Source organism: Microbacterium sp. CGR2 (assembly GCF_003626735.1).
In the GTDB taxonomy this organism is placed as follows: Bacteria; Actinomycetota; Actinomycetes; order Actinomycetales; family Microbacteriaceae; genus Microbacterium.
In genome coordinates this window covers 3145905-3159017 of the sequence record NZ_RBHX01000001.1, presented here as the reverse complement: position 1 = coordinate 3159017, position 13113 = coordinate 3145905, and the positions used below count along the sequence as shown (strand labels likewise).

The window sequence follows — 13113 nt, the reverse complement described above, 5'->3', positions numbered from 1 at the left end:
TGGGTCACGTCCCTCGCTATATCCGTTGCAGTGATTGCGATCGGGGTGGTGGTTGATGTGGACATGTTGTGGCTCTTGGGTCTGGTCGTGCTCGGCTTGGTGGGAATGTGGGCCGTGCGGCCCCTGCGCTCACGGTTGAGGTGGTCGGATCGAGTCGGCGCATGGTTGATCATCGGGGGCGCAGTGCTTGCACTCCTGGCCAATATCGCCGTTCAATTCCCGGTGCGCGCGGCAGAATTGCCCGCCCCGAACACAGTCGGCGCTCTCGCATCTGCGGTCGTGATCCTCACCATCTGTCGTGCCGGCTTGCAGCGATTGGTAAGCACCGCACCCACAGCGACAGCGGGGCGTGCGGGATGAGTGAACAGGGGAAGGCGGATCCGCCGAGCGTGCGCCTCGACCCTCTTATGCATGAACCGGTGCGCCTGAGGTTGCTCGCTGCTCTAGCGCCCACCGACTACATCGACTTCTCGGCGCTTCTCCGCCTCGTGGGCGTGAGCAAGTCTGCGCTCTCGAAGCACGTATCCGCTCTGACGGACGCGGGCGTGATAGCGGTGGTGAACAGTCCCGACGACAAGCGAGCGCGCCGCATATCCCTCACCGAACTCGGGCGCCGCTCATTCGACGCTTACCTGAAACAGCTCGAGCAAATCGTCCGGGAGGCGCGAGGCTGAAGCAACGGCGGCAATGTTCCACGGCCCGGTCGCGGGGAGCCAGGGGTTGGTTGCCGAAATCGACGATGCGTGGCGATGCTACGGGCGCCCGTCGTAGCGCGCTTCAAGGACCCAGACGCGGCCGGAGATCGCACGGAATCCCACGACGCGACCGGTGAAGCCGCCCGCAACCTCGGTGGAGAGATAACGGCCGTCGAGCCGTGCGAGTTCCGTCCATGAGCCGTCGACGACAACTCCGAGGCGGATGTCGTCCGGCCCCTCGGTTGCCGACGGGACCGCCTCGATGCGCACGGTCGCCCGTGCTGAGGTGATGGCGACGGCGTCGCCGATGTCGCTCTCGAGCGGTCCGATTCGCGCGACGACCCGGGCGGACCCCGGCGTCAGGCGCACCTCGTACCAGTGCCGGTCGTCGAGCCGCAGGACGACCCCGGCCTCGGAGGCGCAACCGATGCCGTCGCCCGCATCGTTCGCGACGGCGACATCCACCTCGAAAGACCAGTCGAGGTCGCGCACGCGGGTCACGACGGCGCTGAGCGCTCCGCTGTCGGCGATCGCCGGGGCGAGCGCGAGCCCGTCGCTCGCGACCGTCGCGTCGATCTGTGCGGACAGGGCCGCCCCCGGCGACACCCAGCGGGGATGGAGCGGACGTCCCGAGGATCCTGCGGCGAAACGGTCGGTGAAGTCGGTCGACCCGGGAACGCGCGCATAGCGGTGCTCGTCGACGAGCGGCCAGCCGTCCACCCAGTCGACACCGGCCAGGAACGTCTCCCTCCCCACCACGTGGAACAGGGGCGTCACACCGCGCGGACGGACGCCCAGGTAGACCATCGCCCAAGACCCGTCCGGCGTCTCGACGAAGTCTGCGTGACCCGTGTTCTGAACGGGGTGCGTCGTGCTGCGATGCGACAGGATCGGATTCTCGTCCCACCCCTCGAAGGGACCGTCCGGCCGACGAGACCGCGCCACGGACACACTGTGCCCGCGTTCCGTCCCGCCCTCCGCGATCAGCAGATACCACCAGCCGCCCCTCGCATAGAGGTGCGGCGCCTCGGGGAACGCCAGTCCGGAGCCCGACCATAGTGGCCGCGGCGCCTCCCGCACCGTTCCCGCGGTCAGGTCGACGCGTGCCTGCGCGATGCCCGGCAACGCGGGGTCGGTGGAACAGTACGTGACGAAGCACTCCCCGTTCTCGTCCCATGCGATGTCCGGATCGATACCCTGCAGCATTCGCAACCGCACCCCTGACGTCCACGGACCCGTGGGGTGCTCCGCGGAGACGACGAGTTGCCCGCCCCCGCCGGACACATCCGTCGTGATCAGCCAGAAGCGCCCGTCGTGGTGGCGCAACGTCGGTGCGAACACACCCTTGCTGGCCGGCGCGCTCCCCGCCCCGAACTGATCGTCGCGCTCGAGGATGTTCCCGATCTGCTCCCACTCGAGCAGGTCGGTGCTGTGCCAGATCGGGACGCCGGGCGCGAACTCGAACGACGAGTGGGCGAGGTAGTAGTCATCGCCCACTCGGCAGATCGTCGGGTCAGGGTGGAACCCGGACACGACGGGGACGACGCTCGTCGGCACCGCCTGGAGGTTGCTGTCTACGATCGAAGTCTCGATCTCGGTGTGCACGGTCTCGGTCGAGGTCATTTGATTCCTGTCGCGGCGATCCCCTGGACGAAGTAACGCTGAAGCGCGAGGAACATCAGGAGGACGGGGGTGATGATGAGCACGGAGCCTGCGAGCAGCACTCCGTAGTTGGTTGAGTTCTGGCCGACCGAGTAGAGCGAGAGCGCCACGGGGAGGGTGTACATGCTTTCCGACTGCGCTACGACGAGGGGCCAGAGGAAGTTGTTCCACGATCCCAGGAAGGTCAGGATTGCGAGGGTCGCGAGCGCCGGTCCGCACAACGGCATGACGATGCGGGCGAAGATCCGGAGCTCACTGGCCCCGTCGATGCGCGCGGCCTCGATGAGCGAGTCGGGGATGTCCTGAATGAACTGCCGCATGAGGAACACCCCGAGCGGCCCGGCCAGAAAAGGCAGGATGAGTGCCGGGTACGTGCTCACGAGCCCGAGCGAGCTCACGACGACGAAGAGCGGGATGAACGTGACGACACCGGGGACCATGAGGGTCACGAGGACGAGCATGAAGAGCACGCGCTTTCCGGGAAACTCGAGCTTCGCGAGCGCGTAGCCGACCATCGAGCAGAACAGCAGCGTTCCGAGCACGGTGAAGACCGCGACGATCACGCTGTTGAGGAAGAACTGCCCGATGTCGAGCCGACCGAACCACGCTGTGAAGTTGTCCCAGGTAAACGTCTCCGGCCACCAGGTCGGCGGTCGCTGCCGCAGCTCCTGCTCGGTCTTCACCGAACCGAGGAACATCCAGAGGAAGGGCACGAGCGTCGCGAGGAGGGCGAAGGTCAGTAGCACGTAGACGAGGACGCGGGAGAGCCGCCCGCGGGCGGAGAGCCGCCGACGCCTCGCTGCGCCGCCCGCTGCGGGTGCGCCGCCCCGCTGGCTCCGGGATTGTGCGGGCACCGCGACGGTGCTCGGTGGACTGATCTGAGTGGTCACGATTACTCCTTGGTTCGGAACGCACGGAATTGGACGATGCTGAGGAGCGCGATCGCGACGAAGAGCACATAACTCGCGGCCGACGCCGTCCCGTAGTTGCCGAAGCCGAACTGGTTGAACGTGAAGTAGCTGATGGAGAGGGTCGAGTCGAGCGGCCCGCCTTTGGTCATGACGAACGGCTCCTCGAAGAACTGCAGGAACCCGACCGAGAGGAGAACGGCGCCGAGCAGCAGGGTGGGGCGGAGAAGGGGCAGGGTGACGCGGGTGAACCGCTGCCATGCCCCGGCGCCGTCGACCTTCGCGGCCTCGAGCACCTCAGTGGAGATGCCCTGGAGGCCCGCGAGGAAGATGATCATCAGTGTGCCCATGTTCCGCCAGACGGCGAGCAGGATCATCGACGGCATCGACCAGGCCGGGTCCCCGAGCCAGTCCGGCCCCGTGATCCCGATACCGGCGAGCAGGGTGTTGAGCAGGCCGTCGGGCTGCAGGATAAAACGCCAGACCACGGCGACCGCGACGATGCTCGTGACGACCGGAGCGTAGAAGCCCACCCGGAAGACCGCGCGGAAGCGGGTGATTCCGTTGTTGAGGGCGACAGCGAGCACGAGCGCGATGATCATCGTGAGCGGGATGCCGACACCCACGAAGTAGAACGTGTTGAGGAGGGACCGGACGAACTGCTGGTTCTGGAAGAGGGCGACGAACTGGTCGATTCCGACGAATGTCACCGCGAGAGGGTTCGGGATGTCGGTGTTGCGGAAGTCGGTGAACGACATCGCGAGTGAGCTCACGAGTGGGAACACCATGAACACTGCGAAGCTCAGCACGAACGGGAGGGCGAAGAGGTAGGCGATGATCGCCGTACGCCGCCGCTGCGCTCCCGCCAGGCCGTGGCCTCCGCGACGCGGACGCGTCACGGAGGCCACGGAGGTGGGGGTGGTCGTCATCGGCCCGTGCCCAGGGAGTCCGCGGCGGACTGGAGTTCGGCGAGGGCCTCCTCGACGCTCTTACCGCCCCGGAAGACCTGCTCGATCTGCGTGTCGGCCGCAGCTGAGACCTGCGTCCAGGTCGTCAGCGTCGGGGCGATGTTGACGCTCTGGAGCTGGTCACCGAAGACCGCGACGCGGGGGTCGTCCGTCAGAGCGGGGTCTTCCCACGCCGACTTCTGCGCGGGGAGGTCGTTGACGGTCTCGAACCAGTCGACCTGAACATCGGGCTGGCTGAGCCACTGGATGAGCTTCCAGGCGGCGTCGGGATTCTCAGCCTTCTCGAAGACGGCGAGGTTCGCGCCGGCGGCAAAGGAGGTCGACTCGCCTCCAGGCGGTGCGGGGATCTGCGCGACGCCGAATTTTTCTGCGAAGCCCTCGCCGCCGGTGGCCTCGAGGCCGGGGATGTCCCACGGCCCGCTGATGAACATGGGCACGGCCCCGCTCACGAGGTCGGCGGAGGCCGACCCCGCCTCGGTGTCCGGGCTGCTGTCGGCGAGACCCTCCTCGAAGAAGGAGTTGAGATAGTTCAGCGATTCCGCCATCTCCGGGGTGTCGATCGTCCACGCCGTCTGGTCGTCGTTCATAACGGAGGCGCCGTCGGACCAAGCGAAGGGGAGGTTGCTGAGGAAGGCGTTCCAGCCACCGGAGGGGAGCGTGATGCCGAACTCGGCGCCGGCCTTCTCCTTATAGGCAGCCGCGAGCGCCTTCAGTCCGTCCCAGTCCGTGGGGAACGTCTCGAAGCCGGCCTGCTTCATGAGGTCGGTGCGGTAGAAGATGACACGCGTCTCGACGTACCAGGGCACGGCCCGGTTGACGCCGTCGAACTCGGTGCTCTCGAGCGCGAAGGGGAAGATGTCCGAGGTGTCGATCGCGTCGGGAACCGCGGCAGTCGCCGAGGCGAAGCCCGGCATCCAGTCGCTGCCGAGCATCCCGATATCGGGGGTCGTCCCGCCGGCGATCGCCGTCTGGTACTTGTTCTGGGCCGAGTCCCACGGGATCGCCGTCACCTCGACGGTGACGTCGGGGTTGGCCTCCTCGAAGGGTTTGACGAAGTCCTGAAGAGCCTCGCCCTCGGTTCCCTGGGCCCAGACCGTGATCGTACCGGTCGCCTCGCCGTCGGTCAGCTCGGTGGCCTCCCCGCTCGCGCCGGTATCGGCGCTGCGGCCGCACCCCGTGAGCACGAGGGCTGAGACGGCGGCCACTGCCGCGGCCGTCGCGAATCTACGTCGGATCATCATCGTTCCTGTCATTCGGAGGGGTCGCTCCGGGCCGGGCACGTCGTGCCCGCATGCCTCGTCGCATCTTCGGTGCTCCATATCTAAGCGCATAGATTTTGTGAGCACAAGGGCGGATGCTGATAGCGGACTCAGCGACCGCGCGTCAGGGAATGAACGTCAGCCGCAACCGCAGCTGCCGCCGACCACGAGGGTCGACGGGAGCGGTCGCGACTGCTCTGGAAGTGGATCGCCGGCAATCGCAGCCGTGAGAATGCGCACCGCCATGCGCCCCACCTCCTCCATCGGCTGACGCACGGTCGTCAGCGTCGGGGTGATGAGGCGACCGGCGAGGATGCCGTCGAAGCCGGCGACCGCGACGTCTCGCGGCACGTCGAGTCCCGCGCGTCGCAGTTCGTCGATCGCCACGAGGGCCGACTGATCGGTATCGCACACGATCACGTCCGGGAGGGCGCCTGTCGTGAGAAGCGCCCGGACGGATTCGATCGTCGAGGCGTCGTCGCCGGGGTGTCCGCGCAGGACCTCGGGCACCGGCACTCCGGCGCCGCGGAGAGCGGCCTCGAAGGCGTTCCATCGCGCGCGGAACTCCGGCGTGCCCTGCTCACCGATATACGCGAACCGGGTGAACCCGTGCACGTCGAGAAGATGCGTGGTGAGCTCGGCCATCCCGCCGCCGTTGTCCACGAGGACCGTGTGTGCCCCCTTCGCTCGCACCTCGCCGCCGAGCTCGACGATCGGGACACGCGCCGCCGCCTGCTTCAGATGCGTGAGCGAGAGGGCGCCGGCGAATGCGATGAGGCCGTCGACGCGACCGGCCACCTCGATGACGTGCGGGAGATGCTCCGGCGTGCGGTTGCCGCCGATCATGAGGGCGAAGCCCGCGTCGCGGCAGCCCAACTGAACACCCCGCTGCACCTCATCCGAATACAGTGGGAAAACGCGGGCGGACGGCAGTGGGGCCACTGTCGATCGGCTCGGGTCCTCCGGCTCGTCCAGCAGGTAGTCGAAGGCGTAGAGACCGATGGCTCCGGTGCGCCCCTTCGCGAGCCCCCGCGCACTTGCACTCGGGACGTACCCCAGCTCGTCGGCAGCGGCCATGACCGCCGCGATGGTATCGGGCTTCACCTTGTCGGGCTTCGTGAACGCGAAGGACACAGTCGCGATCGAGACCCCGGCGAGTTGCGCGACGTCGTACACCGTGCTCTTCTGCGCCATCGGCCGACTCCCTTCAACGTCGCGGAGATCAGGCTACAGTGCTCAGCGGTAGCTCCTCTTGATCAGACGGCGTCTGACGGCAATGACCAATCTCCAGCCGGAGAGCACTCATCCGCAGAGACAAGGGGGATGAGCTGGCGGCGCGACAACATCGGAGGAGGCATGGCTTTCAGCGTCGCGGGAGCCGAAGCTGGTTGCATCGGGCGTCAGGCTAAGGTGCGATCAACCCCGCGATGCACGCGAGCGGGCATTTTCCCAGCTCGTGAACCGGACGGTTCGTCCGGATGTGGCACCCTCGTAGGCTGTCGCTATGGATGTTGTCGCAGCGGTCTTTCCCGCTCTGCTCCTTGTCATCGCGGTTACGGTTCAGCTCGCCGCTCAGGGGCTACTCCATCGCAATCGAGTTGCCGGGATACGCACGATCGCGACGATGAAGAGCGATGCTGCGTGGGTCGCCGCTCATCGGTCAGCATCCCTGACCGTCTGGCTTGGCTTCGTCGCGAGCGTGGTCACTGCGATCGTCACTTTCGCCGCCGAAGGTCTCAACTCGATCATCGGAGGGGTTGCCGTTGCGGTTGTGTTTTTCGCGACGTCGGTGGGTGCGCTCGTAGTGGCGAACCGCGCCGGCGCCGCAGTTGCGTCTGCGTAGCGGCGCGCACGTCGACGAACGCGGGCTTCGTGAGGAGAGAGGTTTCGGGTCAGGGTTTCGGACTCTCGGTCGTGCTGGCCATGAGGTAATTCACGTCGAACCTGTCCTGCGGCTCCCCGACGGCGCCCATGTCGAGCCTGAAGCTAGTGGCCGGTGTCGTTCGCGCATGTAGTCGAGGAAGGCTACGAGAGCCGGATGCTGGTTGTCGGCTCGCCAGATGATCGAGTGCGGGTAGACCGGCGTGGGATCGACGATAGGTATCCTCCGCAGATCGTACGACTCGGGCCAGAGGTAACGCGACCCTTCGCCGACGAGCGTTGAGAGGTGATCCGACTCGGCAAGTTCATCGAGCAGCGAGTCGACGCCGAAGATCGGCCCCATGGTGTCGATCTGCAGGCCGAACTCGTCGCCGAGATCTGCGTAGTAGCCGGCCCATTCGGTGTTTGCGCGCATGCCGGGCATCCAGATGCGATACGTCCGGAGTTCCCCGAGTGTGAGCGTGGTGTGGTTGGCGAGCGGGTGTCGTGGTCCGACGAGAAGCTGGTGGGGATCATCGATTGCTCGCTCAGTCCGGATTGATGAGGGGATGCGGACCGTGGAGTCTGTGAGGGCTCGGAACGTCGCGTCTACCGTGCCGTCGAGTACCGCAGCGATCGCCGCCGCTGTGTCGGCGTCGGGGAGCGTGACGACATCAAGTGCGACCTCGGGCTGCAAGCGGTGAAACGCACGCAGTTCCGTCGCCGGTGCCGTCCTGGTGTTCAGGACGTCGATGCGGAACGCGCGGTTCGTTTTGTGCACGGATCCCTCTGCACGGGAGGCTGCCTTGAGGAGGTCGCGCGCGTGCGGGAGGAAGACCTGTCCGTCGATGCTCAGTCGCGCGCGTCGTGTGGTGCGATCGAACAGGCGTACGCCTAGTTCGCGTTCGAGTTTCGCGACCCTCTTCGAGACCGCCTGCTGAGTGAGTCCCAGGTCGTCAGCCGCTGCCTGGAACTGCTCGGCGTCGGCGACCGCGACGAAGGTGCGCACTGCCTCAAGATCCACGCCTCAACCCTAGACACAACCAACGGCTGTGCGACACGACGTTCACCGGTTGTTTGTCGCGTCGGCGTCCGGCTGATTGGCTTCAGCAGGTACACCGAGTGTTGTGAAAGAGGAGAGATCCATGGAATTTGCTGCGCGAGTTCAGCGGGCGATTCGGATGGCGGAGCAGCTCAATGCGCTGACTTACGACCGACAGGACGAGGTTCGAGCGACGTGGGGCGACCTCATTGGGCAGCCGGTCGACGAGTCCTTCAACCTCATCCCGCCCGTCTATACCGATCACGGTGTGAACATTCGGATTGGTAAGAACGTCTTCATCAATCAGGGATGCCGCCTCAACGACATCGGCGGGATCGAGATCGGAGACGACGTGATGCTCGGCCCGGGTGTGAGCCTCCTCACCTCGGGGCATCCCGTCGATCCCGCCCGCCGACGCTCGGAGATCACATCCGCTCCGATCCGGATCGGCAAGAACGTCTGGATCGGAGCCTCAGCGCTCATCATGCAGGGCGTCACGATCGGCGACGATGCTGTGGTCGCGGCTGGAGCAGTCGTCACCCATGATGTAGCCGCGCGCACGATCGTCGGCGGGGTGCCAGCGACGGTGATCAAGATCCTCGAGTGATGCGCGAGCATGTCCATTGGTCTGCTGCGGTGACTAACCGGAACGCGCCACTCACGCTCGAGCGGGGGGCGACCTGCTGGTAACCATCGTCTACCGAGCCGGGTGCAGAAGTAGGTTCGCGCCGAATGGAACGGTCGCGCTCACTCCCTGGATCAATTCGTCCTCCCATGGCGGATAGCCCCATGTCTCAGGTGGACTGGACTGTCCGAGGTTGCTCGGCGTGTGGATTCCAGCACGTCGCGGAGCCTATCCCAGCTCAGTGCGGCAGGGAATGTGGGAATTGCCCAATAGCTCCCGAGGGGACGTCGCCGTTCCTTCGGCTCGAACACATTCCTCCCGCACGCGGCAAGGAATCCGGCCACGTGTCACCGGGCGTCGTCGAACAGCCTCATGATCTCGGATCCCATCTGCACCTGGGTCAGGATGATCTGGAAGCTCCCGTCGGGGTCGACGAAGAAGTCGGTCCCCAGGCCGCCGGACCAGCCGTATCGCCCGGCATACTCGCCTGCCGTGTGTATGGCTACGCCGCACCCCCAGCCAGTCCCGTCCCAAAAGCCCGGAAAGAAGCTGTCTGCGGTCTTCGCTGCGGCCGGCACCTGATCCGAGCGCAACTGCGCAAGAATGGCCGGCCCGAGCACGACCTCACCGCGATGTCGCCCCCCGTTCGCCAGCATCCCCGCGAACGCCGCATAGTCGGCAGCCGTGGATACGAGTTCGGAATGGCTGACGTCAAACGGAGGCGGGGCAACCGAGAAGCCGCCGGCGGCCGGTTCGACCTCCATAAGTTCCCCGCCCTCTCCGTGGCGATAGGCGGCCGGGAGCCGATGGGCCTGATCGACCGGCACGGAGTATCCGGTGTCTCGCATGCCCAGCGGCAGAAACAGGTCCTCACGCAAGTGATCCTGCAGAGGCCCACCGACAAGGCGCGAGAGGAGGATCCCGAGAATTCCGAACGAGTGGTGGTAGCGCCATCCGGTCCCCGGGTCGAACGCGAGCGGCAACTCCGAGAGCGCCGCGAGCCATCCATCGGCGCCGAGTGCGACGGGCTCCGGACCTGCCTCCGTTCGGTTCGCGACCATCGCCTCCTGCAGCGGGCATGGCGCGGTCATCATGCCGTAGCCCGATGTGTTGGTGAGCAGGTTCCGTACCGTGATCAGGTTTCGTGCGGCGTGCGTCTCGTCGAGGTTCGCGTCGGGCGTCCGCAGCACTTGGCGATCCGCCAGTTCAGGCAGCCAACGCTCGACCGGATCATCCAGGCCGAGGCGACCCTGCTCGACCAACCGCAGGGTCGCGGCCGCGAGCACCGGCTTGGTCATCGACTGGATGCGCACGATCGCGTCGACCGACAGATCCCCTGCGGCCACGATCTCGAGGTCTCCTTCGCGGGAACCGCTGACACCGATGATTCCCGGGGCGGTTCCCCGTGAGACGTGGTCTTCGAGGATCCGGAGGAGAGGTGCCGTCATGCCCAGAGTCAACCCTTCGCTCACCCGTTTGTCCATGCCTGCGTGTACATCCGCTTGGGCGCTTTCGCACGGCCGAGCTGGGGCACCTAACGCACCCGAGCGGCTGCGCCAAAGCGTGCAGCGGAAATCGCGAGCTCATCGCGAAGTATTCAACTGTGAACGCTCGGCAGCGCTGATCGAATGCCGCAGTATTTGTCACGCAGTGAGGGTGATGAGCAAGGACGCGAAGACGGCGATGATCGCAGTGGAGTACGCGAAGGCGAGGACCGAGTGCAAGCTCGCAAGGCCTCGGATGCTGCGGCGCGTCAGTGCGACATCGGAGGAGGAGAAGGTGGTGGACAGCTGTACGGAGAGGTAGATGAAGTCGGCGAAGACGCGTTCTTCGGCGCCCGGGAACGTCATAGAGTCCACGTTCGCCCAGCTGCGCATGTACTCCACCGCCATCACACCGACCATCAGAACCCAGCTCCCGGCCACCCCGACGATGCAGATCGGAATGATCCAGAGGCTGTTGTTGCCGTCTCCGGTGGTCAGAAGGACAACGGAGATGACTCCGATCATGAGGACTGTGCTCGCCCACGACGCCGGGCTGGAGAGGAGCAGCCAACGAAGAAGCCTGCTGTGCTCCACCGTGCGCGTCAGATGCGAACGCAACTGAGCGCCCTCGAGGTCGCGGAAGACCAGCCAACTGAGCAGGAGGAATATCGGACCGTACAAACCGAAGAACAGCGTGACGAACAACGACGTCAGGGCGGGTTCATCGTCGAGCGCACCTGTGGCCAGGCCGAGGAAGATGATGGCAGCGGTCACGATCGCGGCCGCGGCGGATGCTGCGGCGTGACGGATCGCGTCTCTGTACAGGAACCTCTTCACTTTCGACACGCTCCGACTCTACTGAGGTGGGTTCCGGGATAGTCCGGGGACGATCTTCCGACCGACATCGTGCGCATTCGGATCGCTGCCTTGACCCTGTTCCATGTCCATAGTGTGTTCTGGTGATTCCAGTGATCGCAGCACGAGAGGACCGGCATGGACGACGTAGGACACCGAAAGAGCGGCTTAGTTCCGAGGAGATGGCTCCCCGTCGTCGCAGCGCTTGGGGCGGTCGTGGTCGGCGTCCCGTTGGCGGCCTGTTCGCCGACTCCGGTGGAGACGGTTCCGTCCGGATCGCCCGAGGCAGATCTTCGGCCGTTCTACGAGCAGCAGCTCGATTGGGGTGAGTGCGGGCCGGATCACGCGCAGACCAACGCGGATGAGGAGCTGTTCGCGCTCGTGCCCGGTGTCGAGTGCGCTCGCATGGAAATCCCGCTCGACTACGACGAGCCGAGTGGAGACAGAGGTTCTGTCGCCATACTGCGCGTGCCTGCTCGCGGTGAGTCGCTCGGACCGCTGGTGATCAATCCCGGCGGCCCCGGAGGATCCGGAGTGACGGGAGCGATCATCGCGGCGGCCGGACTTGTCGAAAGCCCGATCACCGAATCTTTCGATGTCGTGGGCTTCGACCCTCGAGGCGTCGGATCCACCATTCCCGCGATCGACTGCTACAGCGATGAGGAGGCTGACGCAGGGACCGTTCCGCTGGGTGCTCAAGGAACGACGGTGTCGTTCACCGAGGAAGACACGCGGGCGATCGTGGACAAGTGCGCCGAGCTTTCCGGCGGCGAAGAGATACTCACGCAAGTCGGTACCCGCGACACCGCCCGCGACCTGGACGTGCTGCGCGCCGTCCTGGGCGAGGAGAAGCTGACGTACTTCGGCCAGAGCTACGGCACGCGCCTCGGCGCCGTCTACGCGGAGATGTTCCCGGATAATGTGCGCGCCCTGCTTCTCGACGGAGGCAAGGACCCACTGGAGGGAGCGTTCGACGGCAAGGTGAACGCGTACGCGGGCTTCCAACGAGCCTTCGACCAGATGGCGGCATTCTGTGCGCAGCAGGAGGACTGCCCGCTCGGCACGGATCCGGCCGAAGCGACAGCGCGGTTCCAAGAGATCATGCAACCGCTGAGGACGCGCCCCGTCCCGGCGCTGAAGACCGAGCTGACGTTCGATGACGCGGTGGGCGGCACCATCGCGGGCCTGTACAACCCCGCCGCGTGGCCCGCTGTCATCGCCGGCATACGCGAGGTCGCCCAGGGGCGCGGGGACACACTCATGCAACTGATCTACTCGTTCAGCGCACGCACCGAGAGTGGGCAGTGGCCCAATTCGACTGAGGCCAATTACGCCATCAACTGTATGGACGAGGATCGCCTCAGTCCTGAGCAGGTCGCCGAGCTGCGCACCGCGACCTACGAGCAAGCGCCGTTCATGGACCCCGGCGCAGACGTGACAGCGGGTGCCCGCGACAGTTGCGAGCACTGGCCCGCAGAGCCCACGCTCGGGACCCCGTATGCCCAGAATGTCGTCGGCCTCCCGGACACGCTCGTGGTCTCTATCACCGGTGACCCCACCACCCCGCACGCAGGCGGCATCAGTCTCGCCGAGTCGCTCGGAAGCGCGCTGCTCACTGTTGAGGGGGAGGGGCACACGATCGTCGCCCAGGGGACGAATGCGTGTGTCGACGAGATCGCATCCGCCTACCTGATAGATCTCGAGGTGCCGGAAGAAGGCGCGACATGTGTGCAGTGACGCTCAGGAACGAGCCGG

General features: G+C 65.9%; 12 protein-coding genes. 4 read left to right on the top strand and 8 right to left on the bottom strand.

The window, feature by feature from the left end; translation table 11 throughout:
• The first annotated feature begins 356 nt into the window (after nucleotides 1-356).
• Entirely contained in the window at nucleotides 357-674 is a 318-nt protein-coding gene (locus D7252_RS15885; RefSeq protein ID WP_215110965.1) for a transcriptional regulator, read from the top strand.
• A gap of 78 nt (nucleotides 675-752) precedes the next feature.
• Here D7252_RS15885 and D7252_RS15880 read toward each other — a convergent pair whose 3' ends face one another.
• The 5 genes from D7252_RS15880 to D7252_RS15860 form a co-directional block, all read right to left on the bottom strand.
• Nucleotides 753-2318 carry a glycoside hydrolase family 43 protein gene (locus tag D7252_RS15880; protein ID WP_120776270.1) on the bottom strand — a complete coding sequence of 522 codons (1566 nt, stop codon included), beginning with the start codon at nucleotides 2316-2318 and terminating at the stop codon, nucleotides 753-755.
• Nucleotides 2315-3211: a carbohydrate ABC transporter permease gene (locus D7252_RS15875; protein ID WP_374225791.1), complete on the bottom strand. Its 897-nt coding sequence runs from the start codon at nucleotides 3209-3211 to the stop codon at nucleotides 2315-2317. Before D7252_RS15875 ends, D7252_RS15880 begins: the two co-directional genes overlap by 4 nt.
• Nucleotides 3212-3249: 38 nt before the next feature.
• Complete coding sequence (locus D7252_RS15870; RefSeq protein WP_120776269.1) at nucleotides 3250-4194, bottom strand: carbohydrate ABC transporter permease; 945 nt, start codon at nucleotides 4192-4194, stop codon at nucleotides 3250-3252.
• The gene (locus D7252_RS15865) at nucleotides 4191-5471 is read right to left on the bottom strand and encodes an extracellular solute-binding protein (RefSeq protein ID WP_251050746.1); all 1281 of its coding nucleotides are present in this window, start codon (nucleotides 5469-5471) and stop codon (nucleotides 4191-4193) included. Before D7252_RS15865 ends, D7252_RS15870 begins: the two co-directional genes overlap by 4 nt.
• Nucleotides 5472-5630: 159 nt before the next feature.
• On the bottom strand, nucleotides 5631-6686 hold the full coding sequence (locus D7252_RS15860) for a LacI family DNA-binding transcriptional regulator (protein WP_120776267.1): 1056 nt from the start codon (nucleotides 6684-6686) through the stop codon (nucleotides 5631-5633).
• 310 nt (nucleotides 6687-6996) lie between these two features.
• On the opposite strand from D7252_RS15860, the gene D7252_RS15855 reads away from it, so the two are divergent.
• Nucleotides 6997-7335 carry an SdpI family protein gene (locus D7252_RS15855; protein ID WP_120776266.1) on the top strand — a complete coding sequence of 113 codons (339 nt, stop codon included), beginning with the start codon at nucleotides 6997-6999 and terminating at the stop codon, nucleotides 7333-7335.
• A 90-nt stretch (nucleotides 7336-7425) separates the two neighbouring features.
• Here the strand turns inward: D7252_RS15855 and D7252_RS15850 are convergent, their stop codons facing one another.
• Nucleotides 7426-8376 carry a LysR family transcriptional regulator gene (locus D7252_RS15850; RefSeq protein ID WP_120776265.1) on the bottom strand — a complete coding sequence of 317 codons (951 nt, stop codon included), beginning with the start codon at nucleotides 8374-8376 and terminating at the stop codon, nucleotides 7426-7428.
• A 121-nt stretch (nucleotides 8377-8497) separates the two neighbouring features.
• Between D7252_RS15850 and D7252_RS15845 the strand changes: the two genes are divergently transcribed.
• Nucleotides 8498-9001, top strand: coding sequence for a DapH/DapD/GlmU-related protein (locus tag D7252_RS15845; protein WP_120776264.1), 504 nt, complete (start codon nucleotides 8498-8500; stop codon nucleotides 8999-9001).
• 365 nt (nucleotides 9002-9366) lie between these two features.
• Here the strand turns inward: D7252_RS15845 and D7252_RS15840 are convergent, their stop codons facing one another.
• Complete coding sequence (locus D7252_RS15840) at nucleotides 9367-10467, bottom strand: serine hydrolase (RefSeq protein WP_120777017.1); 1101 nt, start codon at nucleotides 10465-10467, stop codon at nucleotides 9367-9369.
• 195 nt (nucleotides 10468-10662) lie between these two features.
• Nucleotides 10663-11349, bottom strand: a complete 687-nt coding sequence (locus D7252_RS15835) for a DUF1345 domain-containing protein (RefSeq protein WP_120776263.1) — start codon at nucleotides 11347-11349, stop codon at nucleotides 10663-10665.
• A gap of 147 nt (nucleotides 11350-11496) precedes the next feature.
• Here D7252_RS15835 and D7252_RS15830 point away from each other — a divergent pair, with 147 nt between their 5' ends.
• Entirely contained in the window at nucleotides 11497-13095 is a 1599-nt protein-coding gene (locus D7252_RS15830) for an alpha/beta hydrolase (RefSeq protein WP_120776262.1), read from the top strand.
• Nucleotides 13096-13113: the final 18 nt, after the last annotated feature.

Bases quoted from the DNA above. Each gene is read 5' to 3' on its own strand.
- D7252_RS15855 (WP_120776266.1), top strand. From the start codon at position 6,997: ATGGATGTTGTCGCAGCGGTCTTTCCCGCTCTGCTCCTTGTCATCGCG.
- D7252_RS15865 (WP_251050746.1), bottom strand. From the start codon at position 5,471: ATGATCCGACGTAGATTCGCGACGGCCGCGGCAGTGGCCGCCGTCTCA.
- D7252_RS15880 (WP_120776270.1), bottom strand. From the start codon at position 2,318: ATGACCTCGACCGAGACCGTGCACACCGAGATCGAGACTTCGATCGTA.
- D7252_RS15845 (WP_120776264.1), top strand. From the start codon at position 8,498: ATGGAATTTGCTGCGCGAGTTCAGCGGGCGATTCGGATGGCGGAGCAG.
- D7252_RS15870 (WP_120776269.1), bottom strand. From the start codon at position 4,194: ATGACGACCACCCCCACCTCCGTGGCCTCCGTGACGCGTCCGCGTCGC.
- D7252_RS15860 (WP_120776267.1), bottom strand. From the start codon at position 6,686: ATGGCGCAGAAGAGCACGGTGTACGACGTCGCGCAACTCGCCGGGGTC.
- D7252_RS15840 (WP_120777017.1), bottom strand. From the start codon at position 10,467: ATGACGGCACCTCTCCTCCGGATCCTCGAAGACCACGTCTCACGGGGA.
- D7252_RS15885 (WP_215110965.1), top strand. From the start codon at position 357: ATGAGTGAACAGGGGAAGGCGGATCCGCCGAGCGTGCGCCTCGACCCT.
- D7252_RS15830 (WP_120776262.1), top strand. From the start codon at position 11,497: ATGGACGACGTAGGACACCGAAAGAGCGGCTTAGTTCCGAGGAGATGG.